Origin of the sequence: Elioraea tepida (genome assembly GCF_019203965.1) — a bacterium.
Taxonomy (GTDB): domain Bacteria; phylum Pseudomonadota; class Alphaproteobacteria; order Acetobacterales; family Acetobacteraceae; genus Elioraea_A; species Elioraea_A tepida.
The window spans coordinates 1859005-1885596 of the sequence record NZ_CP076448.1 but is presented as its reverse complement, the minus strand read 5'-3'; the positions used below and the strand labels follow the sequence as shown (position 1 = coordinate 1885596).

The 26592-nt window shown below is 71.3% G+C and carries 27 protein-coding genes and 1 pseudogene; 7 read left to right on the top strand and 21 right to left on the bottom strand.

Annotated features, from left to right (window positions below; translation table 11 throughout):
* Nucleotides 1-9: 9 nt before the first annotated feature.
* From KO353_RS09085 to rpsF, 15 genes and pseudogenes are all read right to left on the bottom strand, one after another.
* Entirely contained in the window at nt 10-1080 is a 1071-nt protein-coding gene (locus KO353_RS09085) for an ABC transporter substrate-binding protein (protein ID WP_218284347.1), read from the bottom strand.
* A 221-nt stretch (nt 1081-1301) separates the two neighbouring features.
* A complete protein-coding gene (locus KO353_RS09080) occupies nt 1302-1955 on the bottom strand; it encodes a class II aldolase/adducin family protein (RefSeq protein WP_218284346.1) in 654 nt (217 codons plus the stop codon).
* Nucleotides 1952-2674, bottom strand: a complete 723-nt coding sequence (locus tag KO353_RS17150) for an alanine dehydrogenase (RefSeq protein ID WP_456236934.1) — start codon at nt 2672-2674, stop codon at nt 1952-1954. The genes KO353_RS09080 and KO353_RS17150 overlap by 4 nt, the downstream gene beginning before the upstream one ends.
* Before the next feature lie 45 nt (nt 2675-2719).
* A pseudogene (locus tag KO353_RS17145) lies at nt 2720-2967 on the bottom strand (alanine dehydrogenase); the annotation flags it as partial.
* A 131-nt stretch (nt 2968-3098) separates the two neighbouring features.
* The gene (locus KO353_RS09070) at nt 3099-3470 is read right to left on the bottom strand and encodes a DMT family protein (protein WP_218284345.1); all 372 of its coding nucleotides are present in this window, start codon (nt 3468-3470) and stop codon (nt 3099-3101) included.
* A gap of 126 nt (nt 3471-3596) precedes the next feature.
* Nucleotides 3597-5021, bottom strand: coding sequence for a DNA repair protein RadA (radA, locus tag KO353_RS09065; RefSeq protein WP_218284344.1), 1425 nt, complete (start codon nt 5019-5021; stop codon nt 3597-3599).
* 11 nt (nt 5022-5032) lie between these two features.
* Nucleotides 5033-5818 (bottom strand): ABC transporter ATP-binding protein, encoded by a 786-nt coding sequence (locus tag KO353_RS09060; protein WP_218284343.1) that lies wholly within the window; start codon nt 5816-5818, stop codon nt 5033-5035.
* Complete coding sequence (locus KO353_RS09055; protein ID WP_218284342.1) at nt 5815-6600, bottom strand: MlaE family ABC transporter permease; 786 nt, start codon at nt 6598-6600, stop codon at nt 5815-5817. The genes KO353_RS09060 and KO353_RS09055 overlap by 4 nt, the downstream gene beginning before the upstream one ends.
* Nucleotides 6600-7718 (bottom strand): alanine racemase, encoded by a 1119-nt coding sequence (alr, locus tag KO353_RS09050; protein WP_218284341.1) that lies wholly within the window; start codon nt 7716-7718, stop codon nt 6600-6602. Before alr ends, KO353_RS09055 begins: the two co-directional genes overlap by 1 nt.
* Before the next feature lie 4 nt (nt 7719-7722).
* Nucleotides 7723-9243 (bottom strand): replicative DNA helicase, encoded by a 1521-nt coding sequence (locus KO353_RS09045; protein ID WP_218284340.1) that lies wholly within the window; start codon nt 9241-9243, stop codon nt 7723-7725.
* A gap of 70 nt (nt 9244-9313) precedes the next feature.
* The gene (locus tag KO353_RS09040) at nt 9314-10570 is read right to left on the bottom strand and encodes an SAM-dependent methyltransferase (protein WP_218284339.1); all 1257 of its coding nucleotides are present in this window, start codon (nt 10568-10570) and stop codon (nt 9314-9316) included.
* A 90-nt stretch (nt 10571-10660) separates the two neighbouring features.
* Complete coding sequence (gene rplI / locus KO353_RS09035; protein ID WP_218284338.1) at nt 10661-11236, bottom strand: 50S ribosomal protein L9; 576 nt, start codon at nt 11234-11236, stop codon at nt 10661-10663.
* A gap of 15 nt (nt 11237-11251) precedes the next feature.
* Complete coding sequence (locus tag KO353_RS09030; protein WP_218284337.1) at nt 11252-12184, bottom strand: DUF2232 domain-containing protein; 933 nt, start codon at nt 12182-12184, stop codon at nt 11252-11254.
* Nucleotides 12185-12243: 59 nt separating this feature from the next.
* Nucleotides 12244-12522 carry a 30S ribosomal protein S18 gene (gene rpsR, locus KO353_RS09025; protein ID WP_218284336.1) on the bottom strand — a complete coding sequence of 93 codons (279 nt, stop codon included), beginning with the start codon at nt 12520-12522 and terminating at the stop codon, nt 12244-12246.
* A gap of 3 nt (nt 12523-12525) precedes the next feature.
* A complete protein-coding gene (gene rpsF / locus KO353_RS09020) occupies nt 12526-12966 on the bottom strand; it encodes a 30S ribosomal protein S6 (RefSeq protein ID WP_218284335.1) in 441 nt (146 codons plus the stop codon).
* A 257-nt stretch (nt 12967-13223) separates the two neighbouring features.
* Here rpsF and fabD point away from each other — a divergent pair, with 257 nt between their 5' ends.
* From fabD to mltG, 5 genes are all read left to right on the top strand, one after another.
* On the top strand, nt 13224-14180 hold the full coding sequence (gene fabD, locus KO353_RS09015) for an ACP S-malonyltransferase (RefSeq protein ID WP_218284334.1): 957 nt from the start codon (nt 13224-13226) through the stop codon (nt 14178-14180).
* Nucleotides 14181-14190: 10 nt separating this feature from the next.
* A complete protein-coding gene (fabG, locus tag KO353_RS09010; protein WP_218284333.1) occupies nt 14191-14928 on the top strand; it encodes a 3-oxoacyl-[acyl-carrier-protein] reductase in 738 nt (245 codons plus the stop codon).
* Between the two features lie 203 nt (nt 14929-15131).
* Complete coding sequence (locus KO353_RS09005) at nt 15132-15380, top strand: acyl carrier protein (protein WP_218284332.1); 249 nt, start codon at nt 15132-15134, stop codon at nt 15378-15380.
* 42 nt (nt 15381-15422) lie between these two features.
* Complete coding sequence (gene fabF / locus KO353_RS09000; RefSeq protein WP_218284331.1) at nt 15423-16685, top strand: beta-ketoacyl-ACP synthase II; 1263 nt, start codon at nt 15423-15425, stop codon at nt 16683-16685.
* 2 nt (nt 16686-16687) lie between these two features.
* Nucleotides 16688-17716, top strand: a complete 1029-nt coding sequence (gene mltG, locus KO353_RS08995; protein WP_218284330.1) for an endolytic transglycosylase MltG — start codon at nt 16688-16690, stop codon at nt 17714-17716.
* Between the two features lie 11 nt (nt 17717-17727).
* Here the strand turns inward: mltG and KO353_RS08990 are convergent, their stop codons facing one another.
* Nucleotides 17728-18528: an SDR family NAD(P)-dependent oxidoreductase gene (locus tag KO353_RS08990; RefSeq protein WP_218284329.1), complete on the bottom strand. Its 801-nt coding sequence runs from the start codon at nt 18526-18528 to the stop codon at nt 17728-17730.
* 42 nt (nt 18529-18570) lie between these two features.
* Here KO353_RS08990 and KO353_RS08985 point away from each other — a divergent pair, with 42 nt between their 5' ends.
* A complete protein-coding gene (locus tag KO353_RS08985) occupies nt 18571-19482 on the top strand; it encodes a YicC/YloC family endoribonuclease (protein ID WP_235691768.1) in 912 nt (303 codons plus the stop codon).
* Entirely contained in the window at nt 19475-20119 is a 645-nt protein-coding gene (gmk, locus tag KO353_RS08980) for a guanylate kinase (protein ID WP_218284328.1), read from the top strand. Before KO353_RS08985 ends, gmk begins: the two co-directional genes overlap by 8 nt.
* Here gmk and rsmA read toward each other — a convergent pair.
* From rsmA to lptG, 5 genes are read right to left on the bottom strand one after another with little or no spacing between them, the layout of a single operon-like run.
* Nucleotides 20099-20953 carry a 16S rRNA (adenine(1518)-N(6)/adenine(1519)-N(6))-dimethyltransferase RsmA gene (gene rsmA / locus KO353_RS08975; protein ID WP_235691767.1) on the bottom strand — a complete coding sequence of 285 codons (855 nt, stop codon included), beginning with the start codon at nt 20951-20953 and terminating at the stop codon, nt 20099-20101. The two genes, gmk and rsmA, sit on opposite strands and share 21 nt — an antisense overlap.
* Entirely contained in the window at nt 20950-21954 is a 1005-nt protein-coding gene (gene pdxA, locus KO353_RS08970) for a 4-hydroxythreonine-4-phosphate dehydrogenase PdxA (protein WP_218284327.1), read from the bottom strand. Before pdxA ends, rsmA begins: the two co-directional genes overlap by 4 nt.
* Nucleotides 21951-23255, bottom strand: a complete 1305-nt coding sequence (locus KO353_RS08965; RefSeq protein ID WP_218284326.1) for a peptidylprolyl isomerase — start codon at nt 23253-23255, stop codon at nt 21951-21953. Before KO353_RS08965 ends, pdxA begins: the two co-directional genes overlap by 4 nt.
* 59 nt (nt 23256-23314) lie before the next feature.
* Nucleotides 23315-25483 (bottom strand): LPS-assembly protein LptD, encoded by a 2169-nt coding sequence (locus KO353_RS08960; RefSeq protein WP_218284325.1) that lies wholly within the window; start codon nt 25481-25483, stop codon nt 23315-23317.
* Nucleotides 25480-26589, bottom strand: coding sequence for an LPS export ABC transporter permease LptG (lptG, locus tag KO353_RS08955; protein WP_218284324.1), 1110 nt, complete (start codon nt 26587-26589; stop codon nt 25480-25482). Before lptG ends, KO353_RS08960 begins: the two co-directional genes overlap by 4 nt.
* Between the last annotated feature and the right edge of the window lie 3 nt (nt 26590-26592).

Sequence of the window (26592 nt, the reverse complement as noted above, 5' to 3'; positions counted from 1 at the left end):
CTTCCCCGCTCAGGCCGACTTGTGCTTGAGCGAGCGCCAGAGCTCCTGGTTCTCGGCGATCACCTGCTCCAAGAGCGTCCAGTCGATCGCGTCACGGCCGGGCTTGTTGCGGATATAGCCCATCTCGACCAGACTGTCGGTGCGGCCGAGGATGAAATCGGTCTGGCTGCGGGCGTCGACCACCGCCGGCTGTTTCGCCATTGCAACCCGGGCGTTGTCCATCGAGGTCTTGTAGTAGGTGCCGACGAGGCGCTGCAGCGTCTCCTCGGGACGGCTCTCGGCGAAGGCCTGGGCGCGCATCATCGCCTTGATCACCGCCTTCAGCGCTGCCGGGTTCTCCCTGATGAGGCTCGCGCGGCAGGCGAGCACGCAGTCGGTGTAGCCGGGGCCGTAGAGGTCGCGCCCGTCGGTCAGCATCGTCGCGCCGGGGACGTCGTTCACGAGCGCCGTCGCATAGGGCTCGATGGTGCAGATCCAGTCGAGCGCCCCGGCCTTGAACGCCTCGACCGCCTCGGGCGTGTTGCCCATGTAGCGCACCCGCACCTCGCGGAAGCTGATCCCGTGCTTCTTGAGGTAGTCGTAGGGCATCACCTCGAGCGTATCGAGCTGGAAGGTGCCGAGCGTCTTGCCGCGGAGGCTCTGCGGCGTGGTGAGGCCGGGGCGCGAGACGATGGCGCACCCCTCGATGCCGCCGCCGGCGATGATCTTCACCGGCGCGCCGGCGTTGAACAGCGCGATGAAGCTCGTATAGGGCATCAGCCCGAGATCGACCTGGCCGGTGCCGAGGAACGTCACCTGCTCGGCGAAGGTCGGTGTGTTGACGAACTGGATCTCCACCCCGTCCTCGCGTGCGAGCTGAAGCGAGTGGGCGAGGAAGAAGTTGAGGTTGCAGAAGCCGGTGCCGTGCGTGCCCCGCAGCGCGCCGCGCGCTTGCGCGTGCGCGAGCCCCGGGCCCATCGCCAGGGTCAGCGCACCGGCGGCGGTCGCCTTCAGCGCGGCGCGACGGCCGAGCCGCGCCCCGCGCAAACGCTCCGCGATCGCACCGTAATCGACGAAGGCATCACCGTGACGGTCGCACATGGCCCGTTCTCCTTCTCCCGGGACGGGCCCCGCGCGGATGGACCGGCCCGTCTGTGGAACACACAGGTGGCACGCCAACCGAAGCTGTCGCCGAAGCGACGCTGCGCTGTCACCGAGTAGGCAAAAACGATGCCAACTTCTGCGGGATCCAAAATCCGCCCTTTTTATGGGCTGACGCGGGATCGAACCGGCGATTGCGACTAAAAGATAGGCGACACTGGCTATCCGGAAGGCAGCCCTTCAGTCATGCCGCCGCTCCGGTAGGTGGCCCAGGCGGCCTTCAGCGACGCCATCTCGGCGGCGTGGAGCACCGGCGGGTCGGGTGTGGCGGCAAGAAGCCGAAGCCAGATCCGGGCGAGCTCCTCGACCATGAGCGCGAGCGACACCGCCGCCTCGAGCGTCGCGCCGGCCGCCACCACGCCGTGATGCGCAAGGAGGCAGGCATCGCGCTCGGCCATCGCCCGCGCCGCGGCTTCGGCGAGCGCCGCGCTTCCGGGGGTGGCGTAGGGCGCGCAGGGGATGTCCTCGCCGCCGGCCGCGACAACGGTATAGTGCACGGCCGGAATGGATCGCCGGAGGGCCGAGGCGGCGGTGGCGCATGAGCTATGCGTGTGCACCACGGCGTTGAGATCGGGCCTTGTGTCGAGCACCGCGCGGTGCAGTCGCCACTCGCTGGTCGGCCGCCCCTCCCCGACCGCTCGTCCCTCGCGGTCAAGCGTGACGATGTCCTCGGCCGCGAGCGAGGCGAGCTCGCGCCCCGTCGGCGTGACGAGCAGCGTCTCCCCCGCCCGCAGCGAGAGGTTGCCCGCGGTGCCGCTGACGAGGCCGAGCCGGGCGACCTCGCGCGCCGCGGCGGCGAGAGCCACGGCGCTCACGGAACGATCGCCTCCTCGGCGCGGTAGAGCTTCTCGCCGAGCGCCGCAGCGACAGCCGGATGGGTGATGCGCCGATCATGAACGGTGAGCCCGTTGCGCAGATGCGGATCCTCCGCCATCGCCCGCCGCCAGCCCTTGCCTGCCACCGCCATCACGAAAGGCAGCGTCGCGTTATTGAGCGCCACCGCCGAGGTGCGGGCGACCGCGCCCGGCATGTTGGTGACGCAGTAGTGCACCACGCCGTCGACGATATAGGTCGGGTCGGCATGGGTGGTGGGGCGTGAGGTTTCGATAGAGCCGCCCTGGTCGATCGCGACATCGACGATCACGCTTCCCTTCTGCATGCGCGAAACCATGGCGCGGGAGATCAGCTTCGGCGCCGCGGCACCAGGCACGAACACCGCGCCGATCACGAGGTCGCTCGCGAGAACCGAAGCTTCGATCGCATCGGCGGTGGCGTGCAGGGTCGTGACCCTGCCGCCGAACTCGCGGTCGAGCGCGTCGAGGCGCGCGAGGTCGCGGTCGATCACCGTCACCTCCGCCCGCATCCCGGCCGCGATCCGCGCCGCGTTCGAGCCGACCACGCCGCCACCGAGGATGGTGACGCGCGCGCCGCGCACCCCGGGCACACCGGAGACAAGGAGTCCTGCCCCGCCATTCTCCTTCTCGAGGCAACGCGCCCCGACCTGGACCGCCACACGCCCGGCCACTTCGCTCATCGGCGCGAGCAGCGAAAGTCCGCCCGAGCGGTCCGTCACCGTCTCGTAGGCGATCGCCGTCACGCCCGAGGCCATCAACCCCCTCGCCAGCTGAGGGTCGGCCGCGAGATGGAGATAGGTGAACAGAACCTACCCGGCCTCAGAAGGGCGATCTCGGGCGGAAGCGGCTCCTTCACCTTCACGATCAGCTCGGCCACGGCGAACACGGAGGCCGCGTCGGGCAGGATGCTCGCGCCGGCGCGCTGATAGGCTTCGTCGCCGAAGCCGATTCCCTCGCCCGCTCCCGACTGCACGAGCACCGTGTGGCCGGCGTGCACGAGCTCTCGAACCGACGCCGGAAACGAGCCCGACGCGGTATTCGTGCACCTTTGTCTCCTTCGGGACACCGATCCGCATCCCTGCCCTCCTCTCCCTCTCCAGTTCCTCACTTCCCCGTTGGCAGGAAGATGAAGACCACGGCGGCGACGAGGCAGAGCGCAGCCGCCCCGTAATTCCAGCTGAGACGCTCGCCGAGCACCAGCACGGCAAAGCCCGCGAACACCGCCATGGTGATGACCTCCTGCATCACCTTGAGCTGCTGCGCGGTGTAGGTGCCATAGCCGATTCGATTCGCCGGCACGGCGAGGCAGTATTCGAAGAAGGCGATGCCCCAAGAGACGAGCACGGCGAGCCAGAGCGGCCAGGAGGGCTGCTTCAGGTGGCCGTACCAGGCGACGGTCATCAGCACGTTCGAGCCGACGAGCAGAAGCGGCGGCAAGAGGAAGGCGAGCCAGGAGTTGGCGGGGATCGATGTCATCGGCCTCGGTCTCCTCGGATGAAGGGTCGGATCGGTGACGTTACGTTCCAGCGCTCACCGCATCGCTGCGTATCGGCACGTTTCAGCGAGCCTGTCATGGCCAGCGTCACGGCCGCCCTGCCCGCCCTACCTCTCGCCTCGAGGCCCGGCGGCGCCCCGCGCGCGCCCGGCCGCTCTGCCGGCGATCCGGGCGACGAGATCGGAGACGTGCCCGACCTCCCAGGCGGCGAGGCCCTGAGGCACCGCGAGCGCGCGCCCCTTGGCGGAGGGCCGGCGCGGCAGGGCGGCGGCGGTGAAGCCGAGCTTGGCGGCCTCCTTGAGCCTCGCCTCCGCCTGCGACACGAGCCGCACCTCGCCCGAAAGCCCGACCTCGCCGAAGAACACCATCGACGCATCGGTGGGCCGGCCGGTCGCGGCGGAGGCGAGGGCGGCGGCGACCGCAAGATCGGCCGCCGGTTCGGTGATGCGCAAGCCGCCGGCAATGTTGAGATAGACATCCGCTCCCGAGAGCGCGAGGCCGGCGCGCGTCTCGAGCACCGCAAGCAGCATCGCAAGCCGCCCCTGGTCCCATCCCACCACGGCGCGGCGCGGGCTGCCGCCCGGTGAGGGCGAGAGCAACGCCTGAACCTCGACGAGCACGGGGCGGGTTCCCTCCACGCCCGCGAACACGGCCGAGCCCGCGACATTGCCGCGGCGCTCGGCGAGGAACAGGGCGGAGGGGTTGGCGACCTCGACGAGGCCGCGGTCAGTCATCTCGAACACGCCGATCTCGTCGGTCGCGCCGAAGCGGTTCTTCACCGCGCGGAGGATCCGGAAGGCGTGGCCGCGCTCGCCCTCGAAATAGAGCACCGCATCGACCATGTGCTCGAGCACGCGCGGGCCCGCGATCGCGCCTTCCTTCGTCACGTGACCGACGACGACGAGCGCGAAGCCGCGCGACTTGGCAAGCCGAATCAGCTCGGCCGCACAGGCCCGCACCTGCGCGACCGTTCCGGGGGCCGACTCGAGCGCATCAAGCCACATCGTCTGGATGCTGTCGATCACGACGAGGGCGACGCCTCGCTCAGCCTCGAGCGAGGCTGCGATGTCGCGCAGGCTTGTGGCGGCGGCAAGCGCGAGCGGCGCGGCAGCGAGCCCGAGCCGCGACGCACGCAGCCGAACCTGCTCGACCGATTCCTCGCCCGAGATGTAGAGGGCGCGCGCCCCGCCCGCGGCGAGCCGTGCAGCGGCCTGGAGAAGCAGCGTGCTCTTGCCGATCCCCGGGTCGCCGCCGACGAGAACGACCGAGGCCGGAACGAGCCCGCCCCCCAGAACCCGGTCGAGCTCGGCGATGTCGAAGGGCGTGCGCGGCGGCGGGGCGCTTTCGCCCGCGAGCGGAACAAACGCGATCTTCCGCCCGCCCGTGATGCCCCTCGCCGCCGGCCCGGGCAGTGCCTCGGCCGCTTCCTCGACGATGGTGTTCCACGCGCCGCAGGCCTCGCACCGCCCCGCCCATTTCGGCGCGACCGCACCGCAGGCCGAGCAGACATAGCGTGACGTGGGGCGGGGCATGGCCGGCGGCTCTAGCGCCGCACCTCCATGCGGATCGGCCCCTCGGTCGAGCCGCGGACGAACTGGTCGACATAGGGGTTGCCGCTGTGGCGCATCTCGCTCGCGGGCCCCGTCCAGATGATCGCCCCTTTATGGATCATCGCCACCGTGTCGGCGATCCGCTGGGCCGAGGCCATGTCATGGGTGATCGAGAAGGCGGTGGCGCCGAGGCGCTGCACCTGCTCGACGATCAGCGCGTCGATGATCGCGCCCATGATCGGATCAAGCCCCGTCGTCGGTTCATCGAAGAAGATGATGTCGGGCTGGGCGGCGATCGCGCGCGCGAGCGCCACACGCTTCTGCATGCCCCCTGAGAGCTCCGCGGGCGAGAGGTCGGCCACCTCGGGCCCAAGCCCGACCTGGGCGAGGATCTCGATCGCGCGCGGCCTCGCCTCGCGGCGCTTGAGCCTCCGTTTCGCGATCAGCCCGAAGCAAACATTCTCCCACACAGGCAGGCTGTCGAACAGGGCCCCGCCCTGGAACAGCATGCCGATATGCTCGTTGATCGCCTCTCGCTCGGCCCGGCGCATCGCGAGAACGTTGCGGCCGTCGATCTCGATCGTTCCGGCTTCCGGCTCGATCAGACCGAGGATGCACTTGATGAGAACGCTCTTGCCCGAGCCAGAACCGCCGATCACGACGAGCGAGCGCCCCGCCGGCACGTCGAGGTCGAGACGGTCGAGCACCACCTTTGGCCCGAAGGCCTTGCAGAGGCCGCGGATGCGAATCTTGGGCGGGCGGGAGTCAGCCTCGCTCATCGCGCGAAGAAGAGCTCGGTGATGACGTAGTTGAAGACGAGGATCAGGATCGAGGCCGAGACGACCGCGTTCGTGGTCGCCGCCCCCACCCCCTGCGCGCCGCCCTTCGAGTGGTAGCCCTGGAAACAGCCCATCAGCGCGATGATGAAGCCGAACACGGCAGCCTTCACGAGGCCCGAGATCACGTCCTCGGCCTTGAGATACTCCCAGGTGCGCGTCATGTAGGTGCTTGCGTTGAACTCGAGCTTGGCCACACCGACGATGAAGCCGCCCATCACGCCGAGGATGTCGGCGACGATCACGAGCAGCGGCAGAACGAGCGTGGCGGCGACGACGCGCGGCACGACGAGATACTTGATCGGATTGGTGGAGAGGGTGGTGAGCGCGTCGATCTGGTCGGTCACCCGCATCGTGCCGATCTCGGCAGCGATCGCGGCACCGATCCGGCCCGCAACCATCAGCCCCGCGAGAACGGGGCCGAGCTCGCGGGTGATCGAGAGCACGACCACGGTCGCGACCGCGCCTTCTGCCGAGAAGCGCGAGAAGCCGGTGTAGGACTGAAGCGCGAGCACCATGCCGGAGAAGATCGCGGTGAGCGCGACCACCGGCAGCGAGAAGTAGCCGATCTCGACCACCTGCCGCGCCAGCTGGCGAGGATAGAAGGGCGGCCGGACCGTGTGCCAGAGGGCGGCAAGCGCAAATAGAACCACCCGCCCGGCAGCGGCGAGGATCGCGAACGCGCCCGAGCCGATGCCGCCGAGGAAGGCAAGCACGGTCTGCATCACGCTTCCGGCCGCACCGGCCCGTAGACGCGAGCATAGCGTTCCCCGAGCGCGGTCAGGATCTCGTAGGCATTGGTTCCCGCGCGCTCGGCCAGCGCATCAGGCGGCAGCTCCGGCCCAAGCAGGCGGAGTGTGTGGCCCGAGGCGAGGTCCGGTGCGTCGGTAACATCGAAGGTGAGGAGATCCATCGACACGCGGCCCACGAGCGGGACGAGGCGGCCACGGAAGAAGGCGACACCACGGCCGGACAGTGAACGAAGGTAGCCATCAGCGTAGCCCGCCGCAACCGTAGCGATCCGGCTCGGCCGCTCGGCACGCCAGGTGGCGTTGTAGCCCACCGTCTCGCCGGCAGCGACCTCGCGCACCTGAAGCACCGGCGCATCGAGCGAGACGACGCAGCGCATCGGGTTTGCTCGCCCTGGCGTCGGATTGATGCCATAGAGCGCAGCGCCTGGGCGCGCGAGGTCGGAGGCGCCGAGCGGACCGAGGAAGATCCCGGAACTGTTCGCGAGACTCGTCCGTGCGGCCGGCAGGCGCGCCCGCGTGGTCGCGAACCGCGCGACCTGCGCGGCATTCAGAGGGTCCTCGGGCAGTTCGGAGGAGACGAAATGCGTCATCACATAGAGGAGGTCGATGCCCGCGAAGGACTGCGCGTCCTCGGCGAGACGCTCGACGTCCCTGGCAGACAGGCCGAGCCGGTTCATCCCCGTATCGACATGCAGGAGTGCGGGGAGCGCCCGACCCGCGGCGCGCGCAGCTGAGCGCCAGAGCGCGACCTGGCCAGGATCGTTCAGCACGGGAACGATCCGCTCGCGGATGAAAACCTCCTCGCTGCCGGGTGTGACGCCGTTCAGCACCGCGACAAGAACGCCCTCGCCGAGGCGCGGCCGCAGCGCCACGGCCTCGGCGAGCTGCGCGACGAAGACGTGCCGGCAGCCTTCGGCGACGAGACGCGGCACGACCTCGGCCGCACCGAGGCCGTAGGCGTCCGCCTTGGCCACGGCGGCGACCGGGCCGGAGGGGTGGCGCGCGCAGAGGTCGCGCCAGTTGGCGGCGATCGCCTCGAGGTCGATCGAGAGCGTCGCCGCCCCGTGACGCGACGGCGCGGCGTCGGGCACAGCCTCAGTCAGCGTCGTCGCCCTGGTGGTCGCGGTCGAGGTCGGCGAAGCGGGTGAACTCCGCCTCGAAGAACAGGTCGCGCTTGCCGGTCGGGCCGTGGCGCTGCTTGGCGACGATCAGCTCGGCGAGGTTGTGCACGCGCTCCATGTCCTTCTGCCACTTGTCGAGCGCGGCCTGGTACTTGTCCTCGTTGTCGTAGTTCATCTCTTTCGGCTGGCGCTGCTGGAGATAGTATTCATCACGGTAGAGGAACATCACCACGTCCGCGTCCTGCTCGATCGTGCCGGATTCCCGCAGGTCGGAGAGCTGCGGCCGCTTGTCCTCCCTGCTCTCGACCGCGCGGGAGAGCTGCGAGAGCGCGAGCACTGGCACCGCAAGCTCCTTCGCAATCGCCTTCAGCCCCTGGGTGATCTGGCTGATCTCGAGCACCCGGCTCTCGGGTCGCGTGCCCGGAGCGGGGCGCAGAAGCTGCAGATAGTCGACCACCACGAGCGAGAGCCCCTGCGTGCGCTTGAGGCGCCGGCAGCGCGTGCGCAGCGCGCTGATCGTGAGCGCGGGCGTGTCGTCGATGTAGATCGGGTAGGCGGCGAGCGTGCGGCTGACCTCGACGAAGCGCCGGAAGTCGCGCTGGTCGAGCACACCGCGTCGGATCCGGTCGGAGGAGACGCGCGCCTCTTCGGCGAGCAGACGGGTCGCGAGCTGCTCGGCCGACATCTCAAGCGAGAACACCGCGACCGCGCCGGACGGCTTGCGGGCGCCCACGCGCCGCGCGTCCTCGGCAAGCGCCTTCGCCGCGCCCAAAGCGATCCGTGTTGCGAGCGCCGTCTTGCCCATGCCCGGCCGGCCGGCGAGGATCACGAGATCGGAGGCGTGCAGCCCGCCCATCATCGAATCGATCGCCTTGAGCCCGGTCGGCAGGCCAGCAACACCGCCGGCCGACTTGAAGGCGCGCTCCGCCCCCTCGATCGCCGCTGTCAGCGCCCGCTCGAAGGCGATGAACCCGCCCTCGTTCGGCCCGCGCGCGGCAAGCTCGAACAGAGCCTGCTCCGCCGCCTCGATCTGCTCGGACGCATCGAGCCCCTCGGCGTCGCCGAAGGCGCGGTTCACCACCTCCTCGCCGATCTCGACGAGCTGGCGGCGAAGCCAGCAATCGTGCACCACCCGCCCGTACTCGGCGGCGTTCACCACGCCGACCATGGCCGAGACGAGCTGGGCGAGATATGCGGTGCCGCCCACTTCCTCGAGCGCGCCATCGGCCTCGAGGTCGGCCTTCAGCGTCACCGCGTTGGCGAGCTGGCCGCGCTCGATCCGGCGCGCGATCGCGGCGAAGATCCGCCCGTGCACCGGGTCGGCGAAGTGCTCGGGCGCGAGGAACTCCGAGACGCGCTCATAGGCCTTGTTGTTGGCGAGCAGCGCGCCGAGCAGCGCCTGCTCCGCCTCGAGATTGGCGGGCGGCGTGCGCAGCCTCAGCCCGAGCAGGCTGTCGGCGCGGCCGTGTGTCGCGCTTTCGGTGGTCAGAGGCATCGGGGCACCGGATGTGCGAGCTCTTGCGCGAGGCTAGCAGAGGATGGCGCGCGCGGCAGGCGCACGTTGTTCACGTGCCTGTGGAAACCGGGGATTGCGCGGCGGTGCGCGCCGCCGCCTCGGCCTCGGCGCGGCTGATGTAGTCGCGCGTCAGCGGCACCGCAGCGGCGCGGTGCGCAAGCTGCGCCTGCCACACCATGTGCCCCTGGTGCCGGAAGGTGAGCTCGCAGGCGGTGAGGTAGAACTCCCACATCCGGCAGAAGCGCTCGTCGTAGAGAGCGGCCACCGCGTCGCGGTTGCGCGCGAAGCGCTCGCGCCAGTGCCGCAGCGTCTCGGCATAGTGAAGACGCAGGATTTCGATGTCGGTCACGAGCAGGCCGGACCGCTCGATCGGCGGCAGCACCTCCGACAGCGCCGGCGTGTAGCCGCCCGGGAAGATGTACTTCCTCAGCCACGCATTGGTGACGCCTGGTCCGTCGGGGCGGCCGATCGCGTGGATCAGCGCGACACCGTCAGGGGCGAGGCAGCGTGACACCGTGCGGAAGAACGTGTCGTAGTGGACGATTCCGACATGCTCGAACATGCCAACCGAGACGATCCGGTCGAACCGGTCGGTGACAGAGCGGTAGTCGCGCAAAAGGAAGCGCACGCGATGCGAAAGCCCTGCGGCCTCGGCGCGGGCGTTGCTTTCGCGGAACTGTTCCTCCGACAGCGTGATGCCGGTGACGTCGGCGCCGTACTCCGCGGCGAGGGTAAGCGCGAGCCCGCCCCAGCCAGAGCCGATGTCGAGCACGCGCAAGCCCGGGCGGTCGAGGCAGAGCTTGGCAGCGATGTGGCGCTTCTTCGCGACCTGCGCCTGTTCGAGCGTCTCGTTGCCGGTCGGGAAGTAGGCGCAGGAATACTGCCGGTCGCGGTCGAGGAAGAGGCTGTAGAGCCGGCCGGAGAGGTCATAGTGGTGGGCGACGTTCCGCCGCGCCCTGCGTGCCGGGTTCCGCTGCTGCAGGCGTCGGAACCAGCGCGCGACGCGTTCAGCGGCGCGCGCGTGCCACGGCATCCGCCCCTTGGCGAGGTTGCGCATCAGGAGGTCGAGCACGTCGTAGAGGGTGGAGTCCCCCACCGTGTCGATCGCCCCGTCCATCCAGGCCTCGCCGAAGGCAAGCGAGGGGTTCAGCGCGACGCGCCTTGCGGTGGCCGCGTCACGCACGCGGATCGCTGCGGCGGGGCCTGTGCCCGGCGTGCCATAGCGCACGGTTCGGCCGTCTGGCCAGGTGACGTCGAGCGTTCCTGCTGCCACAACCGTCCGCAGCACCCGATCGAGCAGAAGCATCGCACACCTCCCCCTCCGGCCGCCTCGATCCCGAGGGAGAGACTAGAGAGGCTGCGGCGGGCGCGCCAAGCGTGGCGTGGCCGAGCGCCCTCAGACGTCCGGCTGCTCGCCCGTGCCCGGCGGGGCGGCGCCGGCCTCGAACAGCTCGGCTGCCGAGACCTGCTCCTCGGCCTCGGCCGGGCCGCCGACGCGCTCGCCGCGCGCCTGCTTCTCCGCCTCCTCGGGAGAGCGCGCGACGTTCACCGTCACCGGGATCGAGACCTCAGGGTGCAGCACGACCTTCACCGTGAACAGGCCGAGAGTCTTGATCGGGTGCTCAAGCACGACCTGCTGGCGGGTGATGGTGAGGCCCGCCGCGGTCGCGGCTGCGGCGATGTCGCGCGCGGTGACCGAGCCGTAGAGCTGGCCGCTCTCGCCCGCCTGGCGGATCATCACCAACGCAAGCCCGGCCACACGCTCGGCGACCCGTTCCGCCTCCTCGCGCCGCTTGAGGTTCTGCGCCTCGAGCTGGGCCCGGCTCGCCTCGAAGCGGGCGATGTTCTCCTTGGTGGCGCGGATCGCCTTCATCTGCGGCAGAAGGTAGTTCCGGGCATAGCCCGGCTTGACTTTCACCACCTCGCCCATCTGGCCGAGCTTCTCGATTCGCTGCAGCAGGATCACGTCCATCGTCGGTCTCCGATCTCACTCCTCAGGGGGAAGCTGCCCCGATTTCGGTCCGCGCGCCGCAGCGCGCCCCCGCAGGTTCAGGGCGAGCTCGGCGAGTCCGAGCCCGGCCAGAGCCAGCCCCACGGGCAACATGAAGAGCACGAGGCCAAGATAGGTTGCGGCGAGAAGCACCGGCCGTGCCGGCCTGCCGCGGCTCAACACATGCACCACAGCAAGCCCCTGCAACACGAGCGGCACGGAAAGCATCATCGCGAGCCCTTGCGCGAAGAACCCGGGCTCCCCCGGCGCGAACCCGGCTGCAAGCGCCGGGATCACCGCCACAGGCGCATACCAGCGCGGCAGGGCCACCTCGGCCCAGCGCACCGGCGGCAGGGTGGCAAGCCCACGCCGCGCGACGAAGCCCTGCGCGGCCGAGGCATTGAGCAGCGTCACCACCGCGAACCACAGAGCGAAGGCAAGCGGTTTGAGCCTGACCACTGCCTCGACCAGCTCGGCCGTGGTCGCGTCGCGCGGCGCCCCCATCTGCGCGAGCGCCTGCTCGACCGCCCGGCGAAGCGTGCCGGAGAGCCCTCCCGGCTCCCCCGCCAGAGCCACCTCTCCGGCGGCGAGCAGCGCCGCAGGCCACAGCGCGAGAAGAGCGAAGGGAACCCCGAGCGACGGTGCGCCCCGGCCGCGAGCCGCGAGCGCGGTCAGCGCGAACGCCGGCAGGGCGAACACGAGAAGCCAGACCGCCGCCGCCGGTGCCCCGCCCGAGACGATCGTGACCAAAAGCCCCGCACCGATCGCCATCGGCAGTGCGGCGGTGCCGAAGGCGAAGGCAAGAGCGAACAGCGGGAACGGCGTCAGCCACAGGAGCACGCCGCCGAGCGGGATGCCCCGTACGGCAGCGAGGGTGGCGAGAGCGGAGAGCATCCCCGCCGCCAGCGCCGCCGTCGTTTGCGCGTTCATGCCGCCCGAGACTCCCCATCGCTCGCCGCCACGCTCCCGCCGGGGCGGGCGGTCCCCTCTCAGGTCTTGATCACGTAAGGAAGCAGGGCGAGGAAGCGCGCACGCTTGATCGCGACCGCAAGCTCGCGCTGCTTCTTGGCCGAGACGGCGGTGATCCGCGACGGGACGATCTTGCCCCGCTCGCTGATGTAGCGGGAGAGCAGACGCACGTCCTTGTAGTCGATCTTCGGTGCGTTCGGCCCGCTGAAGGGGCACGACTTGCGGCGGCGATAGAACGGCCGGCGGGCGCCGACGGCGACCCGTCGCGTCGCGGGAATGATCCCCTGGGTGTCGTCCATGGCTCAGGCCCCCATCTCTGCGCGCGGCGCACGGTCACCACGCTCGCCGCGTGGCGGGCGCGGCCCGCGGTCCGCCGACCGGCCCGGGCCGCCGGCGCCGCGGCCGTCGCGGTCCTCGCGGCTCCGGTTGGTGAGGATTGCGGAGGGGCCTTCCTCGATCTCATCGACCGCCACGGTCAGGAAGCGCAGCACGTCCTCGTTCAGGCGAAGCTGCCGCTCCATTTCCTTCACCGCTGCGGCCGGCGCGTCGATGGCAAGCAACAGGTAGTGCCCCTTGCGGTTCTTCTTGATCCGATAGGCGAGCGAGCGGAGGCCCCAGTACTCGGTCTTCCGAACCGCCCCGCCGAGTTCAGTGAGCAGCGCCGTCAGCTGCTCGCCCAAGGCATCGACCTGCTGGGTCGTGACATCGCTTCGCGCGATGATCACGCACTCGTAGAATGGCATCTCTCTTCCCTCCGGATTGTCTCAGCCCGCGACCCCGGAACCATCCCGGCACAAACGGGCATAGCCGGCCGCACGCCTTGCGGCCGGCAGGGATTGGCGGCGTTATACACAAGCGCCCGAGTGACGCAACCGCCCAGGCCCGTGACCGGTCTTTGCGGTTTCTTGACAGTCCCCCTCCCCGCGCCTACCACCGCGGCCCGCGCGCCGCGACGCGGCCGTCACCACATCGAGAGATCGAGCCCGGGGGAGAGCCAGAGATGCCGGTGCGCGCCTTCGTGTTCCCCGGCCAGGGAAGCCAGGCCGTCGGCATGGGCCGGGCTCTGGCCGAGGCCTTCCCGGTCGCCCGCGAGGTGTTCGAGGAGGTGGACGAGGCGCTGAAGCAGCACCTTTCCCGGCTGATGTTCGAGGGGCCTTTCGAGACCCTCACCTTGACCGAGAACGCCCAGCCGGCGCTGATGGCGCATTCCATCGCCGCGCTCCGGGTGCTCGCGCGCGAGGGCCGCCTCGCCCTTCCCGAGGCGGCGATCCTCGTCGCCGGCCACTCGCTCGGCGAATACAGCGCGCTCGCCGCCGCCGGCGCCCTCGACCTCGCCACCTGCGCGCGGCTTCTGCGCCTGCGCGGCCAGGCGATGCAACAGGCGGTGCGGCCAGGAGAGGGGGCGATGGCGGCGCTGCTTGGCGCCGAGCTCGTCGACGCCGAGGCACTGTGCGCCGAAGCCGCCGAAGGTCCGGAGGGGCGCGAGGTTCTCGAGCTCGCGAACGACAACGGTGGCGGCCAGGTGGTGATCAGCGGCGCGGCCGCGGCCGTCGACCGCGCGATCGCTCTCGCACCCCAGAAGGGCATCAAGCGCGCGATCAGGCTCCCCGTCTCGGCGCCGTTCCATTGCGCCCTGATGGCGCCTGCCGCGGCAGCGATGGAACGGGCGCTCGCCGAAGCCGAGCTGCGCGCTCCCGTCGTGCCTCTCATCGCCAATGTCACCGCGGCGAAGGCGACCGACCCGGACGAGATCCGCAAGCTTCTCGTGCGCCAGGTGACGGCGACCGTCCGCTGGCGCGAGAGCGTGCTCGCGATGCGCGCGATCGGGGTGGACACGGTGGTCGAGCTCGGCACGGGCAAGGTGCTCGCCGGACTCGTCAAGCGGATCGACAAGGACCTCGCCGCGATCTCGATCGGCACGCCCGAGGAGGTCGAGGCCTTCCTCGCGGCCGCCTGAGGAGGGCGAGATGTTCAGGCTCGACGGCAGGATGGCGCTGGTCACGGGGGCGTCTGGCGGCATCGGTGCGGCGATCGCCCGACGCCTGCATGCCGCCGGGGCGACGGTCGGCCTCTCCGGAACGCGGCGGGAGGCGCTCGAGGCGCTCGCGGCAGAGCTCGGCGCCCGCGCGCATGTGCTCGCGGCTGACCTCGCCGACCCGGCCGCGCCCGACGCCCTCGTCAACGCCGCCGAAGCCGCGATGGGCCAGGTCTCGATCCTCGTCAACAACGCCGGCCTCACCCGGGACGGGCTCGCCCTGCGCATGAAGGACGAGGACTGGCAGGTGGTGATCGAGGTCGATCTCTCCGCCGCCTTCCGGCTCGCGCGCGCCGCACTCAAGGGCATGCTGCGCCGCCGGTCGGGGCGGATCATCTCGATCAGCTCGATCGTCGGCGTCACCGGCAACCCGGGCCAGGCCAACTACGCCGCCGCCAAGGCGGGGCTGATCGGCATGAGCAAGGCGCTCGCCCAGGAGGTCGCCTCCCGCGGTGTGACGGTCAACTGCATCGCGCCGGGCTTCATCGCGACACCAATGACGGAGGCGCTCTCCGCCGAGCAGAAGGCGGCGCTTGCGGGTCGGATCCCGCTCGGGCGGCTCGGTGCTCCGGAGGACGTCGCCGCCGCCTGCCACTACCTCGCCTCGGACGAGGCGGCGTGGATCACCGGCACGGTCCTGCACGTCAACGGCGGGATGGCGATGCTGTGAGCGGGGAAGCGGCCGACGGGCGCTCGCCCGGCTTTGCAAGCGCGCGGACGCATGATATGGCGCCGCGCGATCCTGCCCCGGAGAGGAGGCCGGCTGCGCTGCTGCGCGCGCCACGATCCCTGAGGCAGGCCGCCCGCATCGCCGCCTGACGTCACCGCCAAGCGACGCCACCGCCACGCAACCCATCGCAGGAGACCCGCGCCATGGCCGACACCGCAGAGATCACGAGGCAGGTGAAGGAGATCGTCGTCGAGCATCTCGGCGTCGATGAGGCGAAGGTGACCGAGACCGCCTCCTTCATCGACGATCTCGGCGCGGACAGTCTCGACACCGTCGAGCTCGTGATGGCCTTCGAGGAGAAGTTCGGCATCGAGATCCCCGACGACGCCGCCGAGAAGATCACCACCGTCAAGGACGCGATCGACTACATCGTGAAGCAGAAGTCGGCCTGAGCAGGCCGGCTCGACACCGACCAGGGCAGGGCCGAGAAACCGATGCGCCGCGTCGTCGTCACCGGGATGGGAGTGGTCACCCCTCTCGGCATCGGGGTCGAGCATGTCTGGAGGCGGCTTCTGGCCGGCGAAAGCGGCATCGGCGCCATCCAGTCCTTCGACGTGAAGGACCTGCCGGCGAAAATCGCGGGCCAGGTTCCCGCCGGTACCAGGGCCGAGGGCGGGCTCACCCTCGACGAGTGGATCCCGCCCAAGGACCAGCGGAAGATGGACCGGTTTATCCAGCTTGCGCTCGTCGCCGCCGAGGAGGCGGTGACGGATTCCGGCTGGAAGGCCGAGACCGAGGAGGACGCCTGCGCCACCGGCGTGATGATCGGCTCCGGAATCGGCGGGCTGCAGACGATCTTCGAGGCCTCGCAGATGGTGGCAGAGGGCAAGGCGCGGCGGCTCTCGCCGTTCTTCATCCCCTCGGCGCTGATCAACCTCGCCTCCGGCCATGTCTCGATCCGCTACGGCTTCAAGGGGCCGAACCACTCGGTCGTGACCGCCTGCGCCACCGGCGTGCACGCGATCGGCGACGCCGCCCGTCTGATTGCCTTCGGCGACGCCGACGTGATGGTCGCGGGCGGTTCGGAGGCAGCCGTGTGCGAGCTCGGAATCGCCGGGTTCTGCGCGGCGCGCGCCCTCTCCACCGGGTTCAACGACACGCCCACCCGGGCCTCGCGCCCCTGGGACAAGGATCGCGACGGGTTCGTGATGGGCGAGGGAGCGGGCGTTCTGGTGCTCGAAGAGTATGAGCACGCGAGGCGCCGCGGCGCGAAGATCTACGCCGAGGTGGCGGGCTACGGGCTTTCGGGTGATGCCTACCACATCACCGCGCCTGCCGAGGGGCACGAGGGCGCGTTCCGGGCGATGCGGGCGGCGCTTCGCAACGGCGGCGTCAGGCCGGAGGAGGTCGGCTACATCAACGCCCACGGCACCTCCACCCCGCTCGGTGACGACCTCGAGCTCCAGGCCGTCGAACGCCTGTTCGGCGACGCCGCGCGCGGGCTTGCCATGTCCTCGACAAAGTCGGCGATCGGCCATCTGCTCGGCGCGGCCGGAGCGGTCGAGGCGGTGTTCTCGATCCTCGCCGTGCGCGACGATGTCGCCCCGCCGACGCTCAACCTCGACGAACCCTCGACCCCGAGCGTGATCGACCGGGTCGCGCACACGGCGCAGGAGCGAAGGATCGAGGTCGCGCTGTCGAACAGCTTCGGGTTCGGCGGCACCAACGCCTCGATCCTGTTCCGCAAGCTGCATTAACAATGGCGGATGCCGGCGGGACAGAGGCGAGGCGCCGGAAGCGGCTCCCTCTCGTCGCGGCGCTGATCGGCCTCGTTCTCCTCGTCGGCGCCGCCGGGCTTGGCGCCTCGGCGTGGGTGCGCGCGCAGCTCGACGCGCGCGGGCCCCTCGACGCCGAGACAGCGGTGGTGATCCCGCGTGGGGCCTCGGCGGCAGTGATCGCCGAGCGCCTCGCCGCTGCCGGCGTGATCGCGAGCGAGCGGCTGTTCCTGCTCGCGCTCGCGCTCGACCGTGGCCCAGCCCTGCGCGCGGGAGAGTACGCCTTCCCCGCCGGCGCCTCGATCCGCCAGGCGATCGCGATCCTGCGCACGGGACGGACGGTGCAGCGTCGCCTCACCATCCCCGAGGGGCTCACGGTCGCGCAGATCCTCGCGCTCGTGGACGCGGCGGAGGGGCTCACGGGGGCGATCGAGACGCCCCCTGCCGAGGGCACGCTCCTTCCCGAGACCTGGGTTTATTCCTGGGGCGACACGCGCGCCTCCCTGATCCGCCGCATGGCAGAGGCGATGGACCGCGCGCTCGCCGAGGCCTGGGCCGCGCGCGCGCCCGACCTGCCGCTCTCCTCGCCGCGGGAGGCGCTGATCCTCGCCTCGATCATCGAACGCGAGACGGCGTCTGCCGAGGAGCGGCCGAAGGTCGCGGGGGTGTTCGTCAACCGGCTGCGCCGCGGCATGCCGCTCCAGTCGGACCCGACGGTGGTCTACGCCGTCTCGGGCGGCACGGGCGTGCTCGACCGCCCGCTCACCCGCGCCGATCTCGAGACCGACCATCCGGTCAACACCTATCGCAATCGCGGCCTGCCGCCGCAGCCGATCGCCGCCCCGGGCCGGGCGAGCCTGATGGCGGCGGTGCGCCCGGCAGAGACGGATGCGCTCTACTTCGTCGCCGACGGCACGGGCGGCCACACCTTCTCCCGCACGCTCGAGGAGCACAACCGAGCGGTGTCGCGCTGGCGTGAGATCGAGCGCGAGCGGGGCTTGCGTCGGAACTGAACCGCGGGGGATTAGGGCGCGGGCGCCTTGCCCGGCTGGGTGCCGAGGAGCGTGGTCGCGACCGGGGCTGGCAGAAGGCCGACGAGCCGCGCCGCGGCCGCGAGCCACCAGGGAAAGGCAATGCGCTCCCGGTTGCCGATGAGGCCCTTGAGCATGATCGCGGCCGCGCGGTCCGGCTCCATCAGCCCGGGCATCGGGAAGCGGTTCCCCGTCGTCATCGGCGTCCGCACATAGCCTGGGCAGATCGACGAGAGAACCACGCCCTCGCGACGCCACACGGGGGCCGTCGCCACCGCCCAGGTGTCCAGCGCCGCCTTCGCGGCGCAGTAGGAGGGCGCTCCGGGTGCGGGCACGAAGGCGGCGATCGAGGCGACGACCCCGATCCGCCCGCGTATCCCGTCAGGGCCGGCCGGCTGGGCGCGCATCACCTCGGCGGCCGGAAGCGCGGTGTTGAACGCCCCCTCGAGATTGGTCGCGAAGATCGCCCGCGTCTGGTCGGCGCTCTCCGCCACCCCGCTCCCGGTGCCGGCGGAGATCCCCGCATTGGCGAGCACGAGCCGGAGCGGTGCTGCGCCAGCGATCCACGACGCCATCGCGGCGGCGTCGCGCACGTCCACCACCGCGATCGCCGCCTCTGCCCCCTTCTCGCGCACGGCATCGGCCACGAGCCCAAGCCGGGGCGCGTCGCGCCCGCCGAGGAACAGCGTCACGCCCGGGCGAGCGCAGGCAACCGCGAAGGCGGCGCCGAGGCCGGAGGAAGCGCCGGTGATCAGCACACGGTCGGGGAACGGGGGAGCGAGCGACTCGGCCATGGCTTTCGAGGATACACGGCCGCGTCTATAACCCGCGCGTCGATGCACACCCCCCTCTCGCCCGACCTCGCCTCGATGACGGGCTTCGCGCGCGACCGCGGTGAAGCCCACGGCATCGCCTGGGTGTGGGAGCTCAAGAGCGTCAATGGCCGTGGCCTCGACCTCCGCTTCCGCCTCCCCCCCGGATGGGACGCGATCGAGCCGGGGCTGAGGAAAGCGGCTGAGGGACGGCTCAAGCGCGGCAGCCTCAGCGCCACGCTCTCGATCCGCAGGCAGGACGAGACCGGCCGCCCCGTTCTCGACCGGGCCGCTCTCGAGACGGCGATCGCGCTTGCCGCCGAGGTGCGTGCGCTGCTGCCCGACAGCCCCCCGCCGAGGGCGACCGACCTGCTCGCGCTCCCCGGCGTGCTGCGCAGCACCGCCCTCGAGGAGCCGGACGAGGCGCTGATGGAGGCACGCCTTGGGGCGGTGGCCGAGAGCTTCGCCCGGGCGCTCGCCGCTCTCGACCAGGCTCGGCGCGCCGAGGGGGCGCGGCTCGGCGCTGTGCTCGCCGCGCGCCTTGCTGAGCTCGAGGCGCTCGTGGCCGAGGCGGAGGCGGATGCGGCGACGCAGCCCAGAGCGGTGCGGGACCGGCTCGTCGCCTCGCTGCGCGCTCTTGCCAGCGAGACGCCCGCTCTCAGCGAGGAGCGGATCGCCGCTGAAGCCGCCCTCCTCGCCTCGCGCGCCGATGTGCGCGAGGAGCTCGACCGGCTCTCCGCCCATATCGCCGCCGCCCGAGCGCTGCTCGCGGAAGGCAGGCTGGTCGGCCGGCGGCTCGACTTCCTGACCCAGGAGCTGACGCGCGAGGCCAACACGCTCTGCGCCAAGGCGGCGAGCCGAAGCCTCACCGCCACGGGGCTTGCGCTGAAGGCCGCGATCGAGCAGTTCCGCGAACAGGTGCAGAACCTTGAGTGAGGCGAATGCGGACGGCATCGCCCGGCGCGGGCTCCTGTTCGTCCTGTCCTCTCCCTCGGGCGGCGGCAAGACCTCGGTCGGCCGCGCGCTGCGCGAGGGCGACCCGAACCTCCACCTCTCCGTCTCTCTGACCACGCGTCCCGCCCGGCCGGGAGAGCGCGACGGGGTCGATTATCATTTCGTTGACGAGACGACCTTCCTGCGCGCCGTCGCGGCGAAGGCGATGATCGAGCATGCAGAGGTCTATGCGCACCGCTACGGCACGCCGCGCGCGCCGGTTGAGCGGGCCCTCGCCCTCGGCCAGGACATGCTGTTCGACATCGACTGGCAGGGCATGCGGCAGCTCCGCGCCGCGCTGCCTGGGGATGTGGTCTCGCTCTACCTGCTTCCGCCCTCGATGGCCGAGCTCGAGCGCCGGCTTGCGGCGCGCGGGCAGGACGATGCCGCGACGGTCGCCCGCAGGATGGCGCGCGCCGCGGAGGAGATCGGCCACTGGGAGGAGTACGACTACGTTCTCGTCAACCGCGACTTCGACGAGACGGTCGCCGCCGCGCGGGCGATCCTCGCCGCGGAGCGGCTCCGCCGAAGCCGGCGCACCGGTCTCGCCGCCTTCGTCTCAGGGCTGCTCGGAGGCTGACTCCGGCTCGACGAGCAGAGCTGCAAGACGCAAGAACTCGGCCGGTGCGAGCGTCTCGGCGCGACGGGTCGGGTCGATGCCGGCGCGGTCGAGCAGAGACGCGGCGTCGCCGAGGGGCGCGAGCGCGCGCTTGAGCATCTTGCGCCGCTGGCCGAAGGCCGCCGCCGTGACGCGCTCCACCGCGCGGAAGAGTGCGGGCGCGGGCTGTTCCCGGTGCGGCACGATCCGCACCACCGCCGACCAGACCTTCGGCGGCGGGGTGAAGGCGGCGGGCGGGATTCGCAGCACGATCCGCGCCTCGGCGACGACGGCCGCGAGCACCGCGAGACGTCCATACGCCTCCCGGCCCGGGGCGGCGACGATCCGCTCCGCCACCTCCTCCTGGAACATCAGCGTCAGGCTCTCGTAGGCCGAGGCCTCGCCGAGCCAGCGCACGAGCAGCGCGGTGCCGACATTGTAGGGGAGATTGGCGACGATCGCGCGAGGAGCCGGCACGAGCGCGGGCAGGTCTGCCTTGAGCGCATCTCCCGGAACGATCCGGAGCCGGCCCGGATAGGCTTCGGCGAGCGGGGCGAGCGCGGCCACACAGCGCGGATCGAGCTCGATCGCGGTGACGTCGGCGGCTTCGGTCGCGAGCAGGGAGCGGGTGAGCCCGCCGGGCCCCGGGCCGATCTCGATCACGTGCCGGCCGGTGAGGTCGCCCGCCGCGCGGGCGATCCGCCCCGTCAGGTTCAGGTCGAGCAGGAAGTGCTGTCCGAGCGCCTTGCGCGCCGCGAGCCCGGCGGCGGCGATCACCGCGCGCAGGGGCGGCAGCGTCGGGGACGCCTCGCTCACACTGCCTGCCGCTCGCTCCGGCGCGCGGCGATCAGAGCGGCGAGGGTGAGCGCGGCGATCAGGCTCGTCGCGTCCGCCACCCCTCGCCCGGCGAGGCCATACGCCGTGCCGTGGTCTGGCGAGGTGCGCACGATCGGAAGGCCCAAGGTGACGTTCACCGCATGGGCGAAGTCGAGCGCCTTGACGGGGATCAGCGCCTGGTCGTGATACATGCAGAGGACGGCGTCATAGGTCGCGCGGGCGGCGGCGTGGAACAGGCTGTCCGCCGGGTGCGGGCCGGTGGCGTCGATCCCCTCTGCGCGGAGCTCCTCGATCGCCGGCACGATCACCTCGATCTCCTCGCGCCCGACCGTGCCGCTCTCCCCCGCATGCGGATTGAGGGCGGCGACGGCGAGCCGCGGCGCGGTGAGGCCGAAATCGGAGGCAAGCGACGCCGCCGCCACGCGGCCGGCTGTGACGATCGCCGCGCGGGACAGCGCGCGCGGCACCTCGGCAAGCGGGATGTGGACGGTGACGGGGACGGCGCGCAGCATCGGGCCAGCGAGCATCATCACCGGCGTGCCGCCGCCCGCGAGCTCCTTGAGCCAGAGCGTGTGGCCGGCATGGCCGATCCCGGCCTCGAGGAGCGTGGTCTTGGCGAGCGGGTTGGTCACCACGGCCGCAGCCGCGCCCGCGCGGGCGAGCGCGACCGCGCGCCGCACCGAGGAGACGATCGCTTCCGCGTGCGCGGGGTCGGGCCGGCCGGGCACGGCGGGCGTTGGCAGAGGCTCGGGCAGGACCGGCAGGGCAGTCGGGAAGATGGACGCCGCCTCGGCGAGCGTCTCGACAGCTCGCACCGGCACCTCCCAGCCGAGCGACGCGGCAAGAGCGGCGAGATGGTCCGGGTCGGCAATCACGGCGAAGGGGTGGCCGCCGCGCAGCCTCTCCCAGGCGGCGAGCGTGAGCTCCGGGCCGATCCCGGCCGGGTCGCCCATGGTGAGAGCGAGCGGCGGGACGCTCACGAGCGGAGGTCGATGTCGGCGCGGCGGCGCAGGTCGCGCATCATCTGGCGCGAGACGAGGTCGGCACGCTCGCGCAGGATCGAAAGGGCGACGGCTTCCGGGTTCGGCGCGGCGAGGTTTTCGACCCGGCGGCTGCACAGCATCAGCACGGTGATCCCGTCGGGCGAGATGAGCGGGCGGGTCGGCTCGCCGGGGCGCAGCCCCTCAAGGACCTGCCGGATCGGGCCCGGTTGCGCGTCAAGCCTGATCTCCTGGCCTGGATCGGCCGGCCGCGGCGAGCGGAGCTGGCGCGCGGCCTCATCCATCTGCGCGCAGGAGCGCACCGTCTCGCTCACACGCTGCGCCGCCTGAAGCGTGGCGATCTGCTGCGCCGTCGGCGCCTGCGGATTGAGCGGCGCATCGAAGGGCAGAAAGAGCTGGCGGACAGTGACGAGTGTCGCGAGATCCCGCCCGACCTCGCGCCTTTGCCGGAGCGTGACGATGGTCAGCCCCCCCGCGGTGCGGATCGGGGTCGAGATCGCGCCCGGCGGCATTTGCGTCAGAAGCGCATCCACCTCCGGCTCGAGCTGGCCGAGCCGGACCCAGCCGAGATCGCCCCCATTCTCGGCCGACTGCGCCTGGCTGAACTGGGCCGCGACGGCGGCAAACGGCGCTCCGGCGCGAAGCTGCTCGATCAGGCTCGTCGCGGTCCGCCGCGCCTCCGCCTCCTGCGCCGGGTCGTCGATCGCGATGAAGATCTCGGAGACGAGGAACTCCGGCTGGCCGGTCGCGGCCTCGAGCTCGCGCAGACGCTCGCGCACCTCCTCCTCGCTCAGCTGCGCCTGCGCGCCGAGCTGCTGCCGCACCACCTTGCCCCAGGCGATCTGGGCGCGGAGCTGGGCATAGAGGGCGCGGATGTCGATGCCCTGGCGCGCGAGCGTGGCGCGCAGCGAGCCGGGGGGCTGGTTGGTCTGCTGCTCGACCCGCGCCACCGCTTCCGCCACCTCCTGGTCGGTCGCGCCGATGCGGCGCCGGATCGCCTCCTGCTGGCGAAGCTTCTCGTCGATCAGGAGCCGGGTGACCTGGGCGGTGAGCCGATCGAGCACGGCAGGGGTGAGCGGCAGGCCGGCGGTGATGGCGAACAGCCGCCTTCGGCTCTCGAGGTCGAAGCGGGTGATCACGTCGCCGTTCACCACCGCGACGATCCCGGCGCCCATCGCCTGCGCCTGGGTCGTGGGCGGGTCAGGTCGGGCCGCAGGCTGGGCGTCGGCGCCCAAAGGCGCGACCGCGGCGAGAAGGAGGGCGGCGAGCGCGGCCTTCATGCGCCTCTCCCTAGCGGCGGATGGCTCCGGCGGCAATGGCCCGATCGCCTCGGGCCGAATCAGAAGGCGGAGAAGCCGAAATCGCCCACCGTCCTGAAGACAAGGCGGAACACGAGCGCGCTGCCCCTGCCGCTCGCGAACGTGCTCGAGAACCGGCGCGTGAAAACCGCCTGGAAGGCGAAGCACTCGTCCTCGTAGGCGAGCAGGCCGTAGGAGGCGACCATCTTGTCGTCCTCGAGGTCGCGCCGAGCCCCGATCGCCCCAGACCAGAAGCCGAACAGCCTGCCGCCGAGTGCGCCAGCGATCTCGCGCCGCGCCAGCGGCTGGTTCGCGAGCGGCTGCGCCGGCGCGTCGAAATAGGACAGGCTCAGATAGCGGCCAGCATACTGAAGCGTGGTGGTGATGTCGGTGAGCGCGCTCGAGAGGTCGTCGGAATCGAACCGGCCGCTGTAGGTGAGGCTGAGGTAGTCGTTGGGCGAGACGGTGAGCCGCGCCACGTAGTCTGACCGCCTTCCGTCGAGCCCGGAGCCCCTCGGGAACTCGCGGGCGTCCCGAACCCGAAACGACTGGCCGATCAGCGCGTCGATGCTCGCACCCCCGATGTAGTAGGCCGCCCGCAGCCCGGCATTCAGCCGCACCCCGCCCTCGAGCCGGTCGATCCCGGGGAACCTGTTCAAGCGGAACAGGTTCGAGGCGCTGAACTCGAGGTCGACGCTGTCCTCGTTCGGATACTGGAGCTGGGAACGCCCGACATTCGGCGCGACGATGCCCTGCAGGATCGGCTCGATCAGCTGCGCCCCGCCCCAGCCCACGCGCATCAGCGGCCACCGCCAGGTGGCGGCGAGCTGCGGATGGGCGCGTCCCCTTGCCCCCTCCCTGCCGCCGATCAACGGTGTGGCGAGCGGGTCGCCGCCGACATTGTAGCCGATCAGGTCGAGATTGCCCTCGAAGGTCCAGAGATCGCCGATCGGCCCCGCCAGCGGCAGCCGATAGTTGGCGCGCGAGACCAGCCGCTGGGTGTCGGTGCCGTCGCGGCGCGAGGCCGCGAACACGCCGCCGTCGATCCGGAACTGGCCACCGAAGTGGTCGTGCTCGCCGAAATACTCGACATGGAGGCGCGGCAGCACCACCGGGACGAACCGGCTCGACGCGGGATTCTGCAGCCCCTGGAACAGGAAACTGTCGGCCCGCGCGTAGAAGTTCCGCCCGAACCCCTCGAAGAATTGCGTGGTCACGAGCACGGCTGTACTGTCGGTGCTGCCGACGCGGTATTGCCGCAGATAGGCGTTGTCTGATGTCCGCTCCAACGTCCAGCCGGCGCGCCAGGTGTCGTTCACCGAGAAGCGGCCGGTGGAGAACACCGCCCCGCGGGCCTCGCCATCGCGTTCGATGTTGCCGCTGCCGCGCACCGCGAGGAAGCCCGAGTTGAAGCGGTGGCGATACTCGGCGAAGAGCGGAACATTCTGCCTGGTCGTGACCATCGGCGCGATGGTCGCATCCGCCTGGGGCGAGATCACCCAGTAGTAGGGCTGGCGGAAGAAGACGCCGAGATGCCGGCTCGAGCCGAAATCCGGGAACAGGAAGCCCGACTGCCGCCGCACCGAGGGGTCGGCGTGCCAGAAATAGGGCACCCAGGCCACCGGAACGCCCGCGATCTGCATCGTCGCGTCGAAGTACTCGACCGTCTTGCGCTGCTCGTCATGCAGCACCCGGTCGGCGCGGATCTGCCACAAGGGCGGGCGCTCAGGGTCGGTCGCGCAGGGCTCGCAGGTCGAGTAGACGCCGCGGCGGAGCTCGGTGAACCGTCCCTCCGACCGGCGGGCGCCGGTGGCCGCGAACCGCCCGCCCTCGGCCAGCAGCGCGCGAATGTTCCGCGCCACGCCCTCGCGCAGGTCGTCGGTGAGCTCGGCCGTCTCGGCGAACAGCACCCGACCATCGGCCTCGACGAGGGCGACATCGCCCGAGGCAGTGATCCGGTTCGTGTTGCGATCGAACCGGATCTCGCGGGCGCGCAGCACCCGGTCCCCCTGCCAGGCCTCCACGCCGCCCGAGGCGATCACGGTGTTGGTGCGCTCGTCGAACACGAGCTCCCCGGCAGTGAAGGTGACCGGCTCGCGCTCGGCCGGCCGGGCGCCGGGTGCTCCCTCCCGGCCCGCCTGCTGCGCCGCGGCGCCGGCGGCGGCGAGCAGGAGCGCGCCGCCCGCGAGCCAGGAGCGCCGGCGCCTCACCCGTCCTCCAGGTGCAGGAGCATCGTCACCGCAAGCGCAAGGCCGACGCCCGCCGGCGTCCAAGCGGCGAGGGTGACCGGGATGGTGCCCGAACCACCGAACTCGCCGACCACCTTGGCGAGCACGAACAACGCGACCCCCGCGCCCACGCCCGCACCGATCGCGAGCCCCACGCCGCCGCGCCGCGCGGGGCGCATGGAGAAGCCCGCCGCGATCAGCACCATCACCCCCGCGAGCAGCGGCAGCGCGAGCAGCGACTGGAAGCGGAGCCTGTGCTTGCGCGAGGAGAACCCCGCCTCCTCGAGCAGGGCGATGAAGCGCGGCAGCGCCCAGAAACTCAGCGTGTCGGGCGGAGCGAGGCTCTCCTCGAGCCGCTCGAGCGTGAGCTCGGTCGGCAGCGCGAGCTCGGCGATCGGCTCGCGCGGGCGGTCGACCGCCACGGCGGCAGCCTCTCGCAGCACCCACCGGCCGGGCTCGAGAACCGCCTCGGACGCCTCGATCCGGCTGTGGAACCGGTCGTCGCGCTCGAGCCGGAACACGCTCACCCCGCGAAGGAGGAGCGACTCGCCCGCGAGTTCGACGCGCCGGCCGCGGATGATCGCCGAACCGCCCGGGATCGCGGGGTCGGACTGGCGCACCCACAGCCCGCCGCCCGCGAGCCCGAAGGCGCCCGCCCCGCCGCGCAAGAGTGCCTGATCGAGCCGCTCGGCCCGGGCAAGCATGATCGCCGAGACGGGGCTCAGCGCCACGGTCGCCAGCGCGCCGAGCGCCACCGCCGCAAGCATAGGCACGGCAAGGAACTGCCAAGCCGAGACGCCCGCTGCACGGGCGACGATCAGCTCCGAGCTTCGCGTCAGCCGCCAGAAGGCGATCAGCCCGCCGAGCAGGATCCCGAACGGCAGGATCTCGATCGCGAGGAAGGGAAGCTTCAGCGCGGTGATGGTGGCGAGGTCGCCGAACCCGACTTCCTCGCGCCCCGAGGCGCGGCGCATGAGCTCGATGAGGTCGAACAGCGCGACGACGGCGAGCAGGGCGGAGAGCGCGGCGAGCGCGGTCGCGAGGAAGACCCGCCCGACATAGAGCGACAGCACCGGGGTGATCCACATCGC